The sequence below is a fragment of the Marinomonas vulgaris genome (assembly GCF_018145875.1).
Classification (GTDB): domain Bacteria; phylum Pseudomonadota; class Gammaproteobacteria; order Pseudomonadales; family Marinomonadaceae; genus Marinomonas; species Marinomonas vulgaris.
Genome location: NZ_JAGSSV010000013.1, coordinates 40,652 through 57,423 on the forward strand (window position 1 = coordinate 40,652; position 16,772 = coordinate 57,423).

Annotated in this window: 13 protein-coding genes; 8 read left to right on the forward strand and 5 right to left on the reverse strand. The window is 46.2% G+C overall.

Going from position 1 to position 16,772, the window contains the following annotated elements:
• The first annotated feature begins 248 nt into the window (after window positions 1-248).
• Genes J9B83_RS10920 through J9B83_RS10930 form a run of 3 tightly spaced genes read left to right on the forward strand, consistent with a single transcriptional unit; the run spans window position 249 to window position 2,924 of the window.
• Entirely contained in the window at window positions 249-1,208 is a 960-nt protein-coding gene (locus tag J9B83_RS10920) for an ABC transporter substrate-binding protein (protein WP_211536779.1), read from the forward strand.
• Window positions 1,209-1,221: 13 nt separating this feature from the next.
• Window positions 1,222-2,124: an ABC transporter permease gene (locus J9B83_RS10925; protein WP_211536780.1), complete on the forward strand. Its 903-nt coding sequence runs from the start codon at window positions 1,222-1,224 to the stop codon at window positions 2,122-2,124.
• A complete protein-coding gene (locus J9B83_RS10930) occupies window positions 2,121-2,924 on the forward strand; it encodes an ABC transporter ATP-binding protein (protein WP_211536781.1) in 804 nt (267 codons plus the stop codon). Before J9B83_RS10925 ends, J9B83_RS10930 begins: the two co-directional genes overlap by 4 nt.
• Window positions 2,925-3,015: 91 nt before the next feature.
• Here the strand turns inward: J9B83_RS10930 and sbmA are convergent, their stop codons facing one another.
• The 3 genes from sbmA to J9B83_RS10945 all read right to left on the reverse strand — a co-directional run bounded on the left by sbmA (window position 3,016) and on the right by J9B83_RS10945 (window position 10,565).
• The gene (sbmA, locus tag J9B83_RS10935; protein WP_211536782.1) at window positions 3,016-4,284 is read right to left on the reverse strand and encodes a peptide antibiotic transporter SbmA; all 1,269 of its coding nucleotides are present in this window, start codon (window positions 4,282-4,284) and stop codon (window positions 3,016-3,018) included.
• 174 nt (window positions 4,285-4,458) lie between these two features.
• Window positions 4,459-5,694: an aspartate aminotransferase family protein gene (locus J9B83_RS10940; RefSeq protein ID WP_211536783.1), complete on the reverse strand. Its 1,236-nt coding sequence runs from the start codon at window positions 5,692-5,694 to the stop codon at window positions 4,459-4,461.
• A gap of 53 nt (window positions 5,695-5,747) precedes the next feature.
• Entirely contained in the window at window positions 5,748-10,565 is a 4,818-nt protein-coding gene (locus tag J9B83_RS10945) for an NAD-glutamate dehydrogenase (RefSeq protein WP_211536784.1), read from the reverse strand.
• 295 nt (window positions 10,566-10,860) lie between these two features.
• Between J9B83_RS10945 and J9B83_RS10950 the strand changes: the two genes are divergently transcribed.
• The 5 genes from J9B83_RS10950 to J9B83_RS10970 all read left to right on the forward strand — a co-directional run bounded on the left by J9B83_RS10950 (window position 10,861) and on the right by J9B83_RS10970 (window position 15,131).
• Complete coding sequence (locus J9B83_RS10950) at window positions 10,861-11,880, forward strand: GlxA family transcriptional regulator (RefSeq protein ID WP_211536785.1); 1,020 nt, start codon at window positions 10,861-10,863, stop codon at window positions 11,878-11,880.
• A gap of 108 nt (window positions 11,881-11,988) precedes the next feature.
• On the forward strand, window positions 11,989-12,756 hold the full coding sequence (locus J9B83_RS10955; protein ID WP_211536786.1) for an ABC transporter ATP-binding protein: 768 nt from the start codon (window positions 11,989-11,991) through the stop codon (window positions 12,754-12,756).
• A 96-nt stretch (window positions 12,757-12,852) separates the two neighbouring features.
• Window positions 12,853-13,611 carry a transporter substrate-binding domain-containing protein gene (locus tag J9B83_RS10960; RefSeq protein WP_211536787.1) on the forward strand — a complete coding sequence of 253 codons (759 nt, stop codon included), beginning with the start codon at window positions 12,853-12,855 and terminating at the stop codon, window positions 13,609-13,611.
• A 116-nt stretch (window positions 13,612-13,727) separates the two neighbouring features.
• Window positions 13,728-14,417: an ABC transporter permease gene (locus tag J9B83_RS10965; protein WP_211536788.1), complete on the forward strand. Its 690-nt coding sequence runs from the start codon at window positions 13,728-13,730 to the stop codon at window positions 14,415-14,417.
• Window positions 14,418-14,420: 3 nt separating this feature from the next.
• On the forward strand, window positions 14,421-15,131 hold the full coding sequence (locus tag J9B83_RS10970; protein WP_211536789.1) for an ABC transporter permease: 711 nt from the start codon (window positions 14,421-14,423) through the stop codon (window positions 15,129-15,131).
• A 93-nt stretch (window positions 15,132-15,224) separates the two neighbouring features.
• On the opposite strand, the gene J9B83_RS10975 is transcribed toward J9B83_RS10970, so the two are convergent.
• Window positions 15,225-15,563 carry a P-II family nitrogen regulator gene (locus J9B83_RS10975; RefSeq protein WP_211536790.1) on the reverse strand — a complete coding sequence of 113 codons (339 nt, stop codon included), beginning with the start codon at window positions 15,561-15,563 and terminating at the stop codon, window positions 15,225-15,227.
• Between the two features lie 63 nt (window positions 15,564-15,626).
• Window positions 15,627-16,727: a uroporphyrinogen decarboxylase gene (hemE, locus tag J9B83_RS10980; protein WP_211536791.1), complete on the reverse strand. Its 1,101-nt coding sequence runs from the start codon at window positions 16,725-16,727 to the stop codon at window positions 15,627-15,629.
• Window positions 16,728-16,772 lie beyond the last annotated feature (45 nt).

The window sequence follows — 16,772 nt, forward strand, 5'->3', positions numbered from 1 at the left end:
TAGTAACATACGCTTATGACCTTTTGTGGATAAGCGCCTAACGAAATACGAATAAAGCCTCTATTTGAAAAAATAGGGGCTTTTTTTATCTATATAACTCTTTATTTTGCTTAACAGTTGGCATTTGGGGCTCGATCTCGCAGGGCTTGGATGATTCATCTAGTTTTTGATCGCTAAGCTGTGATATTTTGAGGCAATAATTTATTCAGTGCATCATTCTGATGCGTATTCACGACAAAGGATTTACTATGAAATTCAATTCTATTTTTAAAAGTGCGATTGTGGCCAGTGCAATACTCAGTGGCGTGGCGCAAGCCGACCCTGTTTACGTGGCGACGACGGCGATCGTTGAGCACCCTGCGTTGGATGCGGTTCGTGATGGCATCAAAGAGACCTTAAATGAAAACGGTTACACGGGCGATAAGCTGAAATTTACCTACGAAAGTGCCCAAGGAAAACCAGACATTGCCTCACAAATCGCTCGCAAGATGGTCGGTGATCAGCCGGACATTATTGTGGCTATTGCCACGCCTTCCGCCCAAGCGGCGGTGACGGCAAGCGACTCAATTCCCGTTGTTTTTTCTGCCGTGACCGATCCGCTTGCGGCTCGCTTAATAACTAATTTAGAAAAACCAGGCGGTAATGTGACGGGTTTGTCTGACATGGCGAACATCGAAGAGCATTTGTCACTGATTAAAGACTTTATACCGAACTTAAAAACCGTGGGTATCCCTTATAATCCTGCCGAGGCGAATTCTGTTTCTATGCTAGCGCAGGTGAAAAAAGTAGCGGCTGAAATGGGCATTAAAATCATTGAGTCCCCAGCACCGAGAACCTCCGATGTGATGATTGCCGCTAAGCAATTGGTCGGTAAAGTGGATGCGATTTACACGCCAATCGATAACACCATTATCAGTGCGGTAGAGTCTGTTGTGAAAGTTGGTATCGACGCACAAATCCCTGTTTTTGCGGGTGATACAGACACGGTTGCCCGTGGTGCTGTTGCTGCAATCGGTTACGATTACTTTGATCTTGGACGCCAAACGGGTGAGATCGTTGTGCGTATTCTAAATGGTGAAAAAGCCGGTGACATTGCGGTGAAAATGGCCAAAGGAACCAACTTGTTTGTGAATCCTAAAATGGCCAAACGCATGGGTATCGAGGTGCCTGATGCCGTACTCGCGCGAGCGACTAAAATAATCGAATAATAGGGTACTTACTTTGTCACTTTATGCTTTTTTAGGAACATTAGAGATAGGCTTCATCTATGGCTTGGTGGCCATGGGGGTCTATCTTACCTTCCGAATTCTAGATTTCCCTGATTTAACCGTAGACGGTAGCTTTACTTTAGGCGCAGCAATGACGGCGACCTTGATTGTGTTTGGTTACAATCCGTATCTAGCAACCTTGCTAGGGACATTCGCTGCAGCTTTCTCGGGTATTGTCACTGCATGGCTGAATTTGCGCTTTAATATCTTGCATCTGTTGGCCAGTATTTTGACCATGACGGCACTCTACACCATTAACCTTCGGGTGATGGGCAAACCCAATATCGCTCTGATTATGGAACCGACCATGCTGACGCCTTTTGAGGCGCTTGGTATTCCGGCCATGTACATGAAGGTGATCTTTGTGGCTGTTTGTGCCGTCATTGGTGGCTTGCTGGTGGCTTGGTTCTTAAATACACAATACGGTCTTGCAATGCGCGCAGTAGGCTCGAATAAGCGCATGGCACAAGCGAACGGCATTGTGGTGAACCAGAAAGTGTATGTTGGTTTGGCCTTGTCGAATGGTTTGGTTGGCTTGGGGGGCGCCTTGTTTGCTCAGACGAACGGTTTTGCCGACTCCACCATGGGCATAGGGACGATTGTCGTTGGTCTGGCTGCGGTGATCATTGGAGAATCCTTGTTCGCAACCCGTTCGATTCTTGTCATTGTGATGAGTTGTATCGTAGGGTCTATTCTTTATCGAGTGGCGGTTTCTATGGCGTTAAACGCTGATTTCTTAGGTTTCCAAGCGTCTGATCTTAACTTGCTCACGGCTGTGCTTGTGGCGTTGGCGTTGGTATTCCCTAAGTTACGCCGTGAATGGAAAGCCAAGAAAGCGAAGGGAGAAAGAGCATGATCCGTTGCGACAATCTACACGTCACCTTTAATCACGGTTTACCGACGGAAAAACTCGCTTTGCGTGGCGTGGATTTAACCATCCCAAGTGGCGAGTTTGTCACCGTGATTGGCTCTAATGGTGCGGGTAAATCGACTTTACTCAATACCATTGCCGGTGACATCGACTCGACGCGTGGCAAGATTTGGTTTGCTGATCGAGATGTCACCAATCTTCCTGCAACAGCACGCACAAAAGACATTGCTCGCGTGTTTCAAGACCCGCTGGCAGGGACTTGTGGCAATCTCACAGTAGAAGAAAACATGGCGCTCGCGTATGGGCGTGGCAAAAGAGGCAGCCTTTCTTTTGCTTTGAATGATACTCTACGAAAAATCTTCAAAGAGCAGTTAAGTCGTCTTAACTTGGGTCTTGAAGATCGCCTTAGTGCTGAAATGGGCTTGTTATCGGGTGGGCAAAGACAATCTGTCAGCTTGCTGATGTCGGCGTTACAGCCGAGCAGCATTTTGTTGTTGGATGAGCACACCGCGGCGCTTGACCCAAAAACGGCGGCATTGATTATGGATATTTCATCGCAGATCATTGAAGAAAAGCAACTTACTGTGATGATGGTAACGCACTCTATGCGACAAGCTCTTGATCATGGCTCTCGAACCATCATGCTTCACGAAGGGAAAATCATTTTTGATTTATCCGGCGATCAGCGTGCTGGGTACGAAGTGAAAGACCTGCTGCAACTCTTTGCTCAAGCTCGCAACGATGGCGAAGAGCTAGACGACGATAAGTTGTTATTAGGAGAGTAGGGCTTATGCTAAGCCTTGCTAGAAAATAGATAAATAAAAGCCCTGCAAACCATGATATTTAAAATGGTGGCGGGGCTTTTTTATGGAAGTGCTATACGGCAGCTTGATCTTCTTCTGGTAAGGGCTGATTGTCGATCACCGATTCAAACGCCTTCAAACGTTTATAAATGGAAAGCAGCTCGACCAAGGTAGTCCAAGAGTTAATCAAATATTGGAAAGAGTTTTCCACCTGATTAAATGCGTTCATCACTCGCTGCATGACGCCTAACGTAAAAGCACCAGCAATAATAGAAGGGGCTAAAACAATTAACGGCACAAACTGACCGACATTCAAATAGCCATAACGCACCACATTGAAGTAGAGATAATTGGCGTACAAACGGAAGTAATTTTTACGAACATTGCTGAATAACTCTTCTAACGTCATGGGGCTAGCGCGGTCGGCGTGATCTTCACCATAGACCAGTTCTTTACGATAGGCCGCTTCCACTCGCTGGTTTTTGAATTCTAGCCCGGGCAACTTAATGCCAGCCAATGCCAATAATAAGGTACCAAAAATAGACCACATGATAGCGGTGAAAACGAGTGCTTGAGGGACTTCACCAATTAAGGGCAGCTCTTTAACGTAACCGGACAGGCCCCATAAAATAGGCAAGAAGGCGATTAGGGTCATAATAGAACGCAAGAAACTCACCCCTAGGCCTTCCACAATTGAGGCAAAGCGCATGGTGTCTTCTTGAATACGCTGAGACGCCCCTTCGATGTGACGAACTTGATCCCATTTTGAGGTGTAATAGCTGGTCATGGCGGTGCGCCAGCGGAACACATAGTGACTGATAAAAAAGTTACTGAGCACAGAGACGGTGATCGCTACCATGATGATCACTGCCACGGTGGACAATTGCGCGTAGTAATCCGCCAGCGGGATGCTGTTAGGCTCGGCAAGAGCTTTTTGAATAAGATCGTAAAAGGTGCCATACCACTCATTAAGCATCACACTCACTTGCACTTGAAACCAAGTGATAAAAACAATAAGAGCGGAGCCTAGTACCGACCACTTTGCCCATTTTTGACCACCATAGACGATCCAGCTGCCAACAAATAATAGGTAACACAAGGCCATGTATTGATAGAGCCAAACGTCTAACGCTGTGCTTTGTGCGCTTTGAAATGCAGCCTGCGCTGCCGCGTCGGCGCTTTCCGTTAATGCTTCTGGAAAGGTAACACCGAACCAAGAACCGAGGCTTAACGTCGCCCCCAAGTCTTGAACAAGAAAGTACCAGCTCAATACACAAGCGATGGCCCATAAGGCAAAACTGAGAAAGAATAATTTGGGTTTTGGGAAGAAAGATTGAAACACAGTGTCGTTTCTCTTTATCGATGGGTTAAAGGAGGCGATGAACGGTAAAATAATGCGATACAGCAGCTTAAACCAGTCACCTGATAATCACAATCAATGCCCGTTTAAGGAATCTGAAAAAAAGACATAAAAAAATCGAGCCGTGGCTCGATTTTATAAACACTTTTTGTCGATTTACGCGACAGGGTTGTTCGCGACCACGGCGGCAACGGCTTTTTCAAGACGAGCCAAGCCATCCGCGATGTCTTGATCAGTAATGATCAAGGACGGCGCCAAGCGCAACACGTTAGGGCCTGCGACCAACGCAAACACGCCTTCTTCAGCACCCGCTTTAACAATCTCGCCTGCTTTGCCAGCAAGGTGATCGACCACTTCAGCCCCCATAAGAAGACCCATACCACGAATTTCTTTAAACACATGGTACTTGTCATTAATGGCGGTTAAACCGGCAACAAATAGGTCATGGCGATGTTTTACGCCGCCCAATACTTCCGGTGTGTCGACGATGTCGAGTACCGCTTCGGCAATGGCGCAAGCCATCGGATTACCACCATAGGTGCTACCGTGTGTGCCAACCGCCAAGCTTTTTGCCGCTTCTTCCGTTGCCAGCATGGCGCCAACAGGGAAGCCATTACCTAATGCTTTGGCGGTAGTCAGTATATCCGGCTTGATACAGAGCTGTTCGTGAGCAAATAAAGTACCAGTACGGCCTACGCCAGACTGGACTTCGTCGCATACTAAGAGCGCATTGTATTGATCACACAAGGCACGCACTTGTTTGGCAAACTCAAGATCGCCAGGAATGATACCGCCTTCCCCTTGAATCGGCTCCATCACCACTGCACAAGTTTTGTCACTGATGATGGCTTTTAGCTGCTCAATGTCGTTGTAATCACAATGTTTAATGCCGCCTGGTGTGGGCTCAAAGCCTTCCTTGTATTTCGCTTGTCCGCCTACCGATACAGTAAACAAAGTACGACCGTGGAAGGATTTGTTAAAGGCAATGATTTCGTGTTTTTCAGGACCAAAATGATCAAACGCATAACGGCGAGCAAGCTTAAAAGCCGCTTCGTTGGCTTCGGCGCCACTGTTAGCAAAAAAGACTCGATCAGCAAAGGTTTTTTCCGTCAATTTTTTCGCAAGTCGCAGCGCAGGCTCATTGGTCATCACATTAGATAGATGCCACAGTTGACCTGCTTGTTCGCGCATTACATTGACCAGCGTTGGGTGACAATGACCCAAGGCTGTGACAGCGATGCCGCCAGCAAAATCGACGTACTCTTTGCCCTCTTTGTCCCATATGCGAGAGCCTTCGCCACGCACTGGAATAATGGCGGAAGGCGCGTAGTTAGGAACCATGACTTCATCGAAGGTTGCTCTCGTTACTTGTGTTGTCACTTTTTTATCCATCTTGAAAAAAGGCCTCTTAAATTAGGTGGCCGCTGTCACGACCACCTTGTGGTTTATATCAGATTTCTCAACTCACGAATAGCAACAGTTACCATGGCAAGAGTGAGCTCACTTTCGGTTTTAATTTCCTTAAATGTCCCACGATAATGCTTGATATTGTCGTTATTGGATTCGCGCCAATGAGCCAAACGTTGTTCCAGTTTCTTGATATCGGCACTGGCTTGAATGACCTCTTGGGTGAGGGTGCGTAAACTGTTGTCGATTTCGTCTCCTAGCCCTGCTTTTGCTCGACGCTGCCACATATCGTCAGCGGTTAGACTGCCGACTTTATGGCGTAACCAATGCAGTTCTAGGTCCATTTCTAAGGCAAAGTAAGTTTGCGCTACATCTAAAACTTCTGTGTCTGTGTTGGTTGCCACACGAATGATGTCTAATCCGTAGAACAGGTAATGCAAGGACGACAAGGTGTCGGCCACATCCGCTGGAATGTTTTGCTCAGTAAGCTCTGCCGCAATGTCAGCCAAATGCGTTTGGCTAGAATCCGTTAGGATCGCTTGCATATTGGCGCGAATGACTTCAATGCCTGGTTTGTAGGTGTCTTTTAGGCGCTGAATCGACAAGGTGTCGCGGGTATTTCGCAGCAGCCATAAAGTAGCGCGTTCTAGCAAGCCTTGAATGCGAGTTAATAAACCATTTAACACCGTGTTGGACGCAGTAAAGTCCAAATTATTGATCGCATCCCAAAGAGCCGGAATACCAAAGATATCTTCCGCGGCCATGTAAGCACGCACAACGTTTAACGCTGAAGCGCCAGTTTCTTCTTGCATATAGGTCGTGAAAGTCGATCCCATGCGGTTACCAAGGTTGTTGGTCACGTGCCCCGCAATAATTTCTTGGATCAAGGGGTGAGACGCCATCTGGTCACCAAAATGCTTGGTCAACTGGGTTGGGAAGTAGGCGTTGATTTGCGTGGTGAGATCCACATCGTTGCCAATACCATCTTCAACCAGCTGTTCAGACAATTTGATTTTAGAATACGCCAACAACACAGAGATTTCAGGGCGTGTTAAGCCTTGGCCTTTGTTTAGGCGTTTTTTGATTTGTGCATCGCTTGGCAAGTATTCGATTTCACGATTCAAACGACCTTCGCGTACCAAGGATTGCAGCAAGCGCCAATGATCGGTTAAACGCAGTGGTGCTTGGGCATTTTCCAATGACAACACATGGCTTTGACCTAGGTTGTGATGCAACACCAAGCTGCCGACTTCGTTGGTCATTTCAGCTAACAAGCTGTTACGTTGTTTCTCGGTAAGGTCGCCGTTTTCGACCACACGGTTCAACAAAATCTTAATGTTAACTTCGTGGTCAGAGCTGTCTACGCCCGCGGAGTTATCGATGGCATCGGTGCTGATCAATCCGCCTTTTTGAGCGAATTCAATTCGACCCAATTGTGTTAAACCAAGGTTACCGCCTTCACCAACGATTTTACAGCGCAGTTCTTTGCCATTCACACGCAAAGAGTTGTTGGCGCTGTCGCCTACGTCGGCGTGAGATTCGCTTTCGGATTTAACGTAGGTGCCAATACCGCCGTTCCACAATAAATCCACTGGGGCTTTAAGTATGGCGTTGATCAAATCCGTTGGTGCCATGGATTTGGTGTTGCCTTCGATGCCCAGCGCCTTACGAATGTCGGCATTGATCGGAATCGACTTGGCAGAGCGATTAAAGATACCGCCGCCTTTTGAGATCAATTCTTTGTTGTAATCTTCCCAAGAAGAGCGAGGCAGTTTGAACATGCGCTCACGTTCCACAAACGAGCTGGCCGCGTCTGGCGTTGGGTCGATAAAGATGTGCATGTGGTTAAACGCCGCGATTAAACGGGTGTGTTTTGATAACAACATGCCGTTACCGAATACGTCACCGGCCATGTCGCCAACGCCTACTGTGGTGAAGTCGCTGGTTTGGCAATCGATGCCAATTTCTTTGAATTGGCGTTTAACCGATTCCCACGCACCACGCGCGGTGATGCCCATTTTCTTATGGTCGTAACCGTTTGAGCCACCTGACGCGAAGGCGTCATTTAGCCAGAAGCCGTATTTTGCCGAAATGCTGTTGGCCAAATCGGAGAAGGTCGCGGTGCCTTTATCGGCAGCGACCACTAGGTACGGGTCGTCTTCGTCGTAGCGCAACACAGACAATGGCGGTACGACTTCGTTTTGCACCAAGTTGTCGGTAATGTCGAGCAAACCACTGATAAAGGTGGTGTAACAATGGATAACTTCGGCTTGCACTTCTTCGCGAGACGCGTTCTTTTTCAGCTGTTTCGCTACAAAACCGCCTTTCGCGCCAGAAGGAACGATAACGGCGTTTTTCACCATTTGAGCTTTGACTAGGCCAAGGACTTCAGTTCGGAAATCTTCCATACGATCAGACCAGCGCAAACCGCCACGCGCGACTTTACCACCGCGCATGTGAATCCCTTCGACCCAAGGTGCGTAGACGAAAATCTCGAATTTTGGTCTTGGCAGTGGCACAGCAGGAATCAAAGACGGATCAAGCTTGAAAGACACGTAGTCTTTTTCTTCGCCTTCTGCGTTGGCTTGATAAAAGTTGGTTCGCAACATGGCTTGAATCACTGACAAGTAGTGTTTCAGGATACGGTCTTCGTCTAGATTCGCGACTTGGTCTAGCTCGGCGTCGATTTTTTCTAGAATTTTCTGTATTTTTTCTTCGCGCTTGGTTTCTTGAGCAGGATCAAAACGTTGTTCAAATAATTGCACTAATAGGCGTGCAATACCGGCGTTTTTCTCTAGAGTTTGTTGCATGTATTGTAAAGAGAACGGCACCTGTAGCTGCATTAGGTATTTGGTTAACGCGCGCAGCATGGTGACTTGACGCCAAGTCAATGAAGCACTTAATACCAAGGCATTAAAGCGATCGTTTTCGACGCGACGACTAAAGACTTGGCTGAACGCGTCTTGGAAGGCTTCGCGTTGAGAATTCTTCTCTAAATTAATGTCGGCATCCACACTGATGGCAAATTCCACCACCCAGGTGTTCGCTGTGCCATCGCCATTTTGGTCTAGTTCGTAAGGTCGTGCTTCAAGTACACGTAAGCCCATGCATTCCAAAATAGGCAACACGTCCGACAAAATAAGCGTGGTGCCAGCGCCGTACACTTTGAAGAAGTAATTGTTTTTGGTTTGTCCTACTTGACGATAAATATGAGTAGAAATATCCCCTTCACCGGCGAGCAAGCTCAAGCGCTCTATGTCTAATACAGCGGCATTGGCGGAGAAATCTTCGCGGTAAGCCGCTGGCAAATAAGGAGCGTAATCTTGGTACAAGGCGTTGCCATTTTCTTCCCCATGGCTTTTATGCAGTGCGTTCAACAGCTTGTCTTCCCAAGAATTCATCGCGTCTTGCATTTTGCGCTGAATGTCCTCGGCTACTATGGTCGGGCTTTGTTTAGGATCAGCAATTTGGATAGTGAAATTGACGCGCGCCAACACCAGTTGCGAGAACTGCACGTTGAATTCCGCGCTGGTACCGTTGCAGGCAGTCATCAAGATGTCTTGCATCTTAATGCGCAATTCGGTGTTGTAACGATCGCGAGGAACGTACACCAAGGCATTTAAGAAGCGACCGTAGATGTCTTTGCGCAAGAACACGCGTAATTGGCGACGCTCTTGAATGGCCAAAATGCTTTCTATAGTACTGAACAACTCTTCTGTTGGCGCTTGTAACATTTCATCGCGTGGGTAGTTGTTCAAAATGTGTTTGAGGTTTTTACCTTTGTGACTGTTCGGGTCCACATTGGCTTTTTCGACAATAAGGTCGAGTTTTTTACGTAATAAAGGAATGTCTTGTAAGCGCGCGATGTAAGCGGTGGAAGAGTACAAACCAAAGAAACGCCATTCGCCAATGACTTTGCCGTTTTTGTCGCAGCGTTTAATGCCCAGATAGTCTAGGTGAACAGGACGATGAATGGTTGACACGGCTGTGGACTTGGTTAAAACAAGAATATTGCTGTTGTCGATGGCCAGTTTTGCCAAGTTATCTTGTAAGACAATGTCGCGCTTCACTTTTTTGTTGTTCAGGTCACGGAAAGTGCCCAGACCAGAACCTTCGACCAATTTCAGGTGAGTTTCAGTACCTTCTACCGTTAGGTCGTAGGCGCGAAAACCAATAAAGGTGAAATGATCGTTAGCAACCCAGCGTAAGAAGTCGAGGGTTTCTTGGTGTTGCTCGTTGCCTTTCAAATGAGGCAGTTTTTCCGACTCATTGATAATATCGCCCAGCTTGGTTTTCATCGCAGGCCAATCACTGACGGTTTTTTTGATGTCCACTAGACTGTTAAGCAATTCTTCTTTGATCTGCTCTAGTAAGTTAATATCAGACAAGCGATCGATTTCGAAGCGCATCATGGCTTCATGGGCGCTAGAGGCTGGGTTAATGCCTTGTAATTCGCCCTTTTTGTTACGCTCAACGGGCACAACAGGGTGGGAAGTCAGGTGAATGGTGTAACCTAAACGAACCAATGCCATGTTAAAGGAAGACACTAAAAAGGGCATGTCATCGGTAAGAATTTCAATGACGGTGTGCGTTGATTGCCAGCTGTGTTCTTCGTAGTTTGGGTTGTAAACACGTACTTTGGCTTGATTGGCTGGGCGCTGCTGAATGAAATCCCATAGGCAAATGATGGTGCCATATAGGTTTTCAATAGACTCATTGACTAAATCTTCCGTTAAAGAATCTTGGAAGTAGAGATGCGCCAATTGAATGATGTTGCTTGCTTCGTCCGCATTGAAATTTTCGTTTATTTCTACCGCGACACGTTCGATTAACTCGTTTTTTTTGTGATCAGTCATTAGAACTCATCCTTAATGAGTGGTGTTCATCATAAAGCTTTTGGTAAATGTCATGTTTAGAAAAAATTCGCTACGGACCATGAGTACGATTATTATAAAAAACCGACTTGTTTAATAGAGATGTACTTTTCTAATAGCGACATATTGTTGTGTTGTCTGGTTCAGTAAGCTAAAAAAGGCTTGCTCAAGTAAGAAAAAACCTTTGTTATCCATTTTAAACGAAACAAACCCCTTTTTTGCCTATAGTTCACAGGATAATATTTTGTACAAGACTGAATTCGCATCAAGAGAAATCATGCAGGCGAGCAAGAAACCCCTTAAATACGGTTTTTTGCTCCTGCCGCATTATTCTATGTTGGGATTTTCATCGGCGATTGAAACCTTGCACATGGCGAACTGGGTGGCAGGAAAAGAGCTATATTCTTTCTGTACAATTGGTCATGAAAAAAAGGAAATCCCTTCAAATACAGGGGTTAAGACAGTATCAGACCACCTTACTCAGGAGGTTCCTGCGGATTTAGATGCGATTTTTGTTTGTGGTGCTTCGACTGTACTAAAAAACGAAAGTCAGACTTTAGAAATTTGGATTCAAAATCAGTCAAAAAAGAGTATAGGCTTAGGCGGTATCTGTACCGGAAGCTATTTACTGGCAAGAGCCGGCTTATTAGATGGCTATCGAGCGACGATTCATTGGCGCAGCTTAGCGAATTTACGGGATGAATTTTTAGAGACGATAGTGTCTACCCATTTATTTGAAGTGGACCGAGACAGATACACCTGCAGCGGCGGCACAGCGGCCATGGATATGATGCTGTTTCTTATTGGCAAGCAGCACGGAATGACTCTCGCCAGCGCTATTTCCGAACAATTTGTTTGCGAGCGTATCCGTACTCACGAAGATCCTCAGCGTATTCCATTGCAAGCGAGAATTGGAACCGGCCAACCCAAACTCGTGGAGGCCGTTCAGTTAATGGAAGCCAATATTCAAGAACCTCTCTCTTCAGACGACATCGCCTTCCATGTGGGGGTGTCACGACGTCATTTGGAACGGTTATTTAAAAGCAATTTAGACATAGTGCCTTCTCGCTATTATCTGGAATTACGGCTACAACATGCCAAACAGCTGATTGTTCAGACCGATAAAGCCATTACTGACATAGGCGCCTTATGCGGTTTTGGATCTGCGCCTCATTTTAGTACCACGTACAAAGGTTTTTTTGGTATTACTCCACGAGAAGAACGTACCAAAATTCATACAAAAAACGTGTCGACTGTCCAAACGGACAAGAAAAAGAGGCGACTGTGGAAAAAGTAATTTAAAATACAGCACTGCAGAGCGGTTGGCGTGATTTTTGTATTACTAGTATGGTTACGTTAAGGCAATAGAAAATAAAAAGTTGTTCAAATTAATAAGGTGGAAAACATGTCGAAAGTCCCGGCGTTAGAGCTCATTGATATTCACAAAACGTTTGGTGATATCGAGGTGTTAAAAGGCATCTCTCTAAAAGCATACGATGGCGATGTCATTTCCATTCTGGGTTCCAGTGGCTCGGGTAAAAGCACGTTTTTGCGTTGTGTGAATCTACTTGAAAACCCAACGCGAGGTGACATTATTTTCAATGGTAACAAGTTAGATCTGATTCAAGGTGAAACAGATCTGGTTGCCAACAACATGAAACAGTTAACACAAATGCGCCAACAGATTGGTTTTGTGTTTCAAAGCTTTAATTTGTGGCCGCACATGACCATACTGCAGAATGTGATGGAAGGGCCGCTGCACGTATTGAAACGACCAAAGCACGAAGTGGCAGAATACGCCGAGCATTTGTTGCGCAAGGTCGGCATTGCCGAGAAAAAAGACATGTATCCGAATCAATTGTCGGGTGGTCAGCAGCAGCGTGTCGCCATCGCACGCACCTTGGCGATGGACCCTCAGGTGATTTTGTTTGATGAGCCGACCTCCGCGCTGGACCCAGAATTAGTGGGCGAGGTGTTGGGGGTGATGCGTAATCTAGCCGACGAAGGTCGTACCATGTTGATTGTGACTCACGAAATGAACTTCGCCCGTGAAGTGTCCAGCGAAGTGGTGTTTCTTCATCAAGGGGTGGTGGAAGAAAAAGGCACACCGGATCAAGTGTTTGGTGCGCCAAAATCAGATCGCTGTAAAGCCTTCATATCCAGTGTATTCTAGGATGTGACACTTATGTTTTATAAGTGAACAAGGTTGTGCAAAGGTTTACATAACCGCAAAAATAATGAAATAAACAAATATACCAAGGGGATAATAATGAAATTTAAAAAAATCGTTCTAGGGTCTGCTTTGTTGCTAACAGCGGCATTGTCATCAGTGACTGTTCAGGCGGCTGACAAGGTGCGTTTCGCTACCGAGGGCGCTTGGGCTCCGTTCAATTTTATCGATTCCGCTGGTAACCCACAGGGTTTTGATGTGGATATTGCTCGTGCTTTGTGTGCCAAAATGCAAGCGGATTGTGAAATTGTCACACAAGACTGGGATGGGCTGATTCCAGGTCTAAAAGTGCGTAAATTCGATGCTATTATCGCGTCTATGTCGATCACTGAAGATCGTCTTAAAGTCGTCGATTTCACCAATAAATACTACTCTGGTGGCTTACGCTTCATGGGTCGTACTGGTGAAGAGTTCAATCTGATGGATTTGGAAGGAAAAACCATTGGTGCGCAACGTGCGACCTTGGGTGCACAATACCTAGAAGATAACTTTGAAGGCAAAGCAGACCTTAAATTCTACGACAACCAAGACAATGTGTATCTTGATCTAGTGTCTGGTCGTTTAGACATCGTATTGTCTGATGAATTGCCGACGTACAACTGGTTGAAAACCTCTGAAGACGGTTCTAAGTTTGAATTCAAAGGCGACGCCTTCATGAAAACAGACAACATTGCCATTGCGATCCGTAAAGGCGATAAGAAACTAGAAGATAAACTGAACAAAGCATTGGCTGAAATTCTAGCCAACGGTACTTACCAAAAAATCAATGCTAAGTACTTCCCGTTCTCTATCTACTAAGCAAGCCTTGCGATAAGCCTTCACGCTTTGCGAGGGTTTATCGGTAGATATTTCTATAAGTTTCTCGGTGCCATGGCATCGAGAAACTGACTTTAAGCTTACTCTGAGAAAACACTATGATTGATCTTCATGGATTCGGTGATCAGCTGCTACAAGGTGCGGTTGTCACTTTAGAGCTAGCGCTGTCGTCACTGTTTGTCGGTTTGATTTTAGGGCTTTTGGGCGCCTCCGCTAAATTGTCTTCCGTTAAGGTTTTTCGATGGATTGCCCATGGTTATACGACGATTATTCGTGGTATCCCAGAATTGTTAACCGTCCTTATTATTTATTTTGGTGCTACTAGCGTATTGATGTCGATAGCCGGTTTGTTTGGCTATGAAGAATACATTGAGGTTGGCGCTTTCGCCGCGGGCGTGACCGCATTGGGTTTGACATTCGGCGCTTACGCAACGGAAGTGTTTCGTGGTGCTTTGCAATCCATTCCAAAAGGTCAGCATGAAGCGGCCATTGCATTAGGCATGGGGCCGGTGCGTAAGTTTTATCGCATCATTTTACCGCAGGTATGGCGAATTGCTTTGCCTGGGTTGGGGAATTTATTTTTGGTGTTGTTAAAAGACACCGCTTTGGTTTCTGTGGTGGGCTTGGATGACATTATGCGCAAAGCCAATATTGCGGTGAGCAGTACCAAAGAAGCGTTTTTGTTTTATTTAGTAGCGGCGTTTATGTATTTGGCGTTAACCATTATCTCAATGGCGTTCGTTTCCTACATGGAAAAACGAGCTAGCCGTGGCTTAACTAGGGGATAATGTATGGATTTTTCGGTAGTTATTGAATATTTTCCACGCCTATTGCAGGGCGCTTGGGTCAGTTTGCAGCTTGTTGCTATCTCGATTGTATTGGGTGGAGCGTTTGCGCTGCCAATCGCCTTGGCGCGAATTTCGCCAGTGGGTTGGATTCGAGCGATTCCCTTTGCCTACATCTTTTTCTTTCGTGGCACGCCTTTGTTGGTGCAGATCTTTTTGGTGTATTACGGCGCGTCTCAGTTTGATGCGGTACGTGAAAGTGTCTTCTGGCCAATATTAAAAGAGCCTTTTTGGTGTGCCATTATTGCCTTTACGCTGAATACCTCTGCATACACAGCAGAGATTTTTCGTGGTGCGATTCAAGCCATTCCGCAAGGCGAAGTAGAAGCCTGTAAAGTGGTGGGCATGTCTAAATTTCAAATGTATCGTCGTATTCTGTTACCGCGCGCTTTTGGTATTGTGCTACCAGCATACGGTAACGAGATCATTTTGATGCTCAAGGGCAGTGCGTTAGCGAGTACCATCACGATTTTAGATTTAACGGGCATGTCGAGAACCATCATTGCCAGAACCTATACGCCGATGGAAATTTTCCTCGCCGCTGGTGGCATCTACTTGGTGATCAGTATCGTGATCATTGCGATATTCAGACAAATTGAATTGCGTCAAAATCGTTACTTGGGCACGTTATCGATCAAGGTGCCAGATAAAGGTTAACTGCTTACTGAGAAGTACAAAAAGCACATAAAAAAAGAGGCCTAATATGGCCTCTTTTTATTGGAGCGAATTTAAAGCGCAAAACAAAAGAAATTAAATGGCTTCAGCACCGGTTTCACCTGTACGGATACGGATGATTTGCTCAAGTGCGGTAACAAAGATTTTACCGTCACCAATTTTACCAGTATTAGCACTACTCTGAATGGCTTCGATGGCGCGTTCTACCTGATCGGTCTCAACGGCCAACTCTAGCTTCACTTTAGGCAAAAAATCCACCACGTACTCAGCACCGCGGTAAAGTTCGGTATGGCCTCGCTGGCGACCAAAACCTTTCACTTCCGTGACAGTGATACCGCTAATGCCAATTTCAGAAAGCGCTTCACGCACTTCGTCTAGTTTAAAAGGCTTAACAATGGCCGTAATCAATTTCATGTTTCTTCTCCATATATAGAAAGCGTTATTTAAGGTAAAAATACCACTCTATTGGCAAAGAGGCTACAAGCCATTCAATTCATCTAGGTCGTCGTATTGGGTATCGTGGTATTTTTGCCCCAATTCATGAACCGCGTCGATCAAGTATTTCGGGTGATCTGGGTTAACGAATTGATGAATGCCGTGACCGAGGTTGAACACATGGCCTGTGCCATGACCAAAGCCTGACAACACGTTCTCCACTTCGCGCTCGATCACGTCTTTGCCCGCATAAAGCACGCAAGGGTCAATGTTGCCTTGCAAAGCAACGCTGTCGCCTACGCGAGCGCGAGCTTCGGCAATATCGGTTGTCCAATCAAGGCCCAGAGCGTCGGCGCCGGTGGCCGCCATATTTTCAAGCCATTGTCCGCCATTCTTGGTGAACATGATGACCGGGATTTTGCGACCTTCATGTTCACGAATCAAACCGTCTAAGATCTGTTTCATATACATCAAAGAGAACTGCTGATACATAGGACCGCTTAGTACGCCGCCCCAGGTGTCGAAAATCTGTAAGGCTTGAGCGCCGGCCAGGATCTGTCCGTTTAGATAGGCGGTAACAGACTGGGCGAGCTTATCAAGCAAGGCATGCAGGGTTTCTGGGGACTGATACATCATGGCCTTGATATGACGGAAATCTTTGCTGGAGCCGCCTTCAACCATGTAGGTAGCCAATGTCCATGGGCTACCAGAAAAACCAATCAATGGCACATCGCCGTTGAGAGCATGACGAATCGTGGTGACGGCTTTCATGACATAATCTAGGTCATTGGCACTGGTGACAGGAATCGCGTCTACGTCAGCTTGGTTACGCACTGTGTGTTTGAATTTTGGACCTTCGCCGGTTTCAAAATACAAGCCCAAGCCCATAGCATCGGGAATGGTTAATATATCGGAAAACAAAATCGCCGCATCCAGCTCATAGCGCTTTAACGGTTGAAGCGTCACCTCACAAGCAAAGGCGTCGTTTTTGCAAAGGCTTAAAAAGTCTCCTGCGGTGGCACGGCTCGCGCGATATTCTGGTAAATAGCGTCCGGCTTGTCTCATCATCCATACTGGTGTGGTATCAACAGGTTGTTTGAGTAATGCGCGCAAGAAGCGATCATTTTTTAGCTCAGGAAACATTAGACTCTCCGGTGTGAATTTCAGTGGGCGCATTTTACCTAACTT

Coding starts and splice junctions, on each gene's coding strand:
- J9B83_RS10920 (WP_211536779.1), top strand. CDS start 249: ATGAAATTCAATTCTATTTTTAAAAGTGCGATTGTGGCCAGTGCAATA.
- J9B83_RS10945 (WP_211536784.1), bottom strand. CDS start 10,565: ATGACTGATCACAAAAAAAACGAGTTAATCGAACGTGTCGCGGTAGAA.
- J9B83_RS10930 (WP_211536781.1), top strand. CDS start 2,121: ATGATCCGTTGCGACAATCTACACGTCACCTTTAATCACGGTTTACCG.
- hemE (WP_211536791.1), bottom strand. CDS start 16,727: ATGTTTCCTGAGCTAAAAAATGATCGCTTCTTGCGCGCATTACTCAAA.
- J9B83_RS10975 (WP_211536790.1), bottom strand. CDS start 15,563: ATGAAATTGATTACGGCCATTGTTAAGCCTTTTAAACTAGACGAAGTG.
- J9B83_RS10965 (WP_211536788.1), top strand. CDS start 13,728: ATGATTGATCTTCATGGATTCGGTGATCAGCTGCTACAAGGTGCGGTT.
- J9B83_RS10950 (WP_211536785.1), top strand. CDS start 10,861: ATGCAGGCGAGCAAGAAACCCCTTAAATACGGTTTTTTGCTCCTGCCG.
- J9B83_RS10960 (WP_211536787.1), top strand. CDS start 12,853: ATGAAATTTAAAAAAATCGTTCTAGGGTCTGCTTTGTTGCTAACAGCG.
- J9B83_RS10940 (WP_211536783.1), bottom strand. CDS start 5,694: ATGGATAAAAAAGTGACAACACAAGTAACGAGAGCAACCTTCGATGAA.
- J9B83_RS10955 (WP_211536786.1), top strand. CDS start 11,989: ATGTCGAAAGTCCCGGCGTTAGAGCTCATTGATATTCACAAAACGTTT.
- J9B83_RS10970 (WP_211536789.1), top strand. CDS start 14,421: ATGGATTTTTCGGTAGTTATTGAATATTTTCCACGCCTATTGCAGGGC.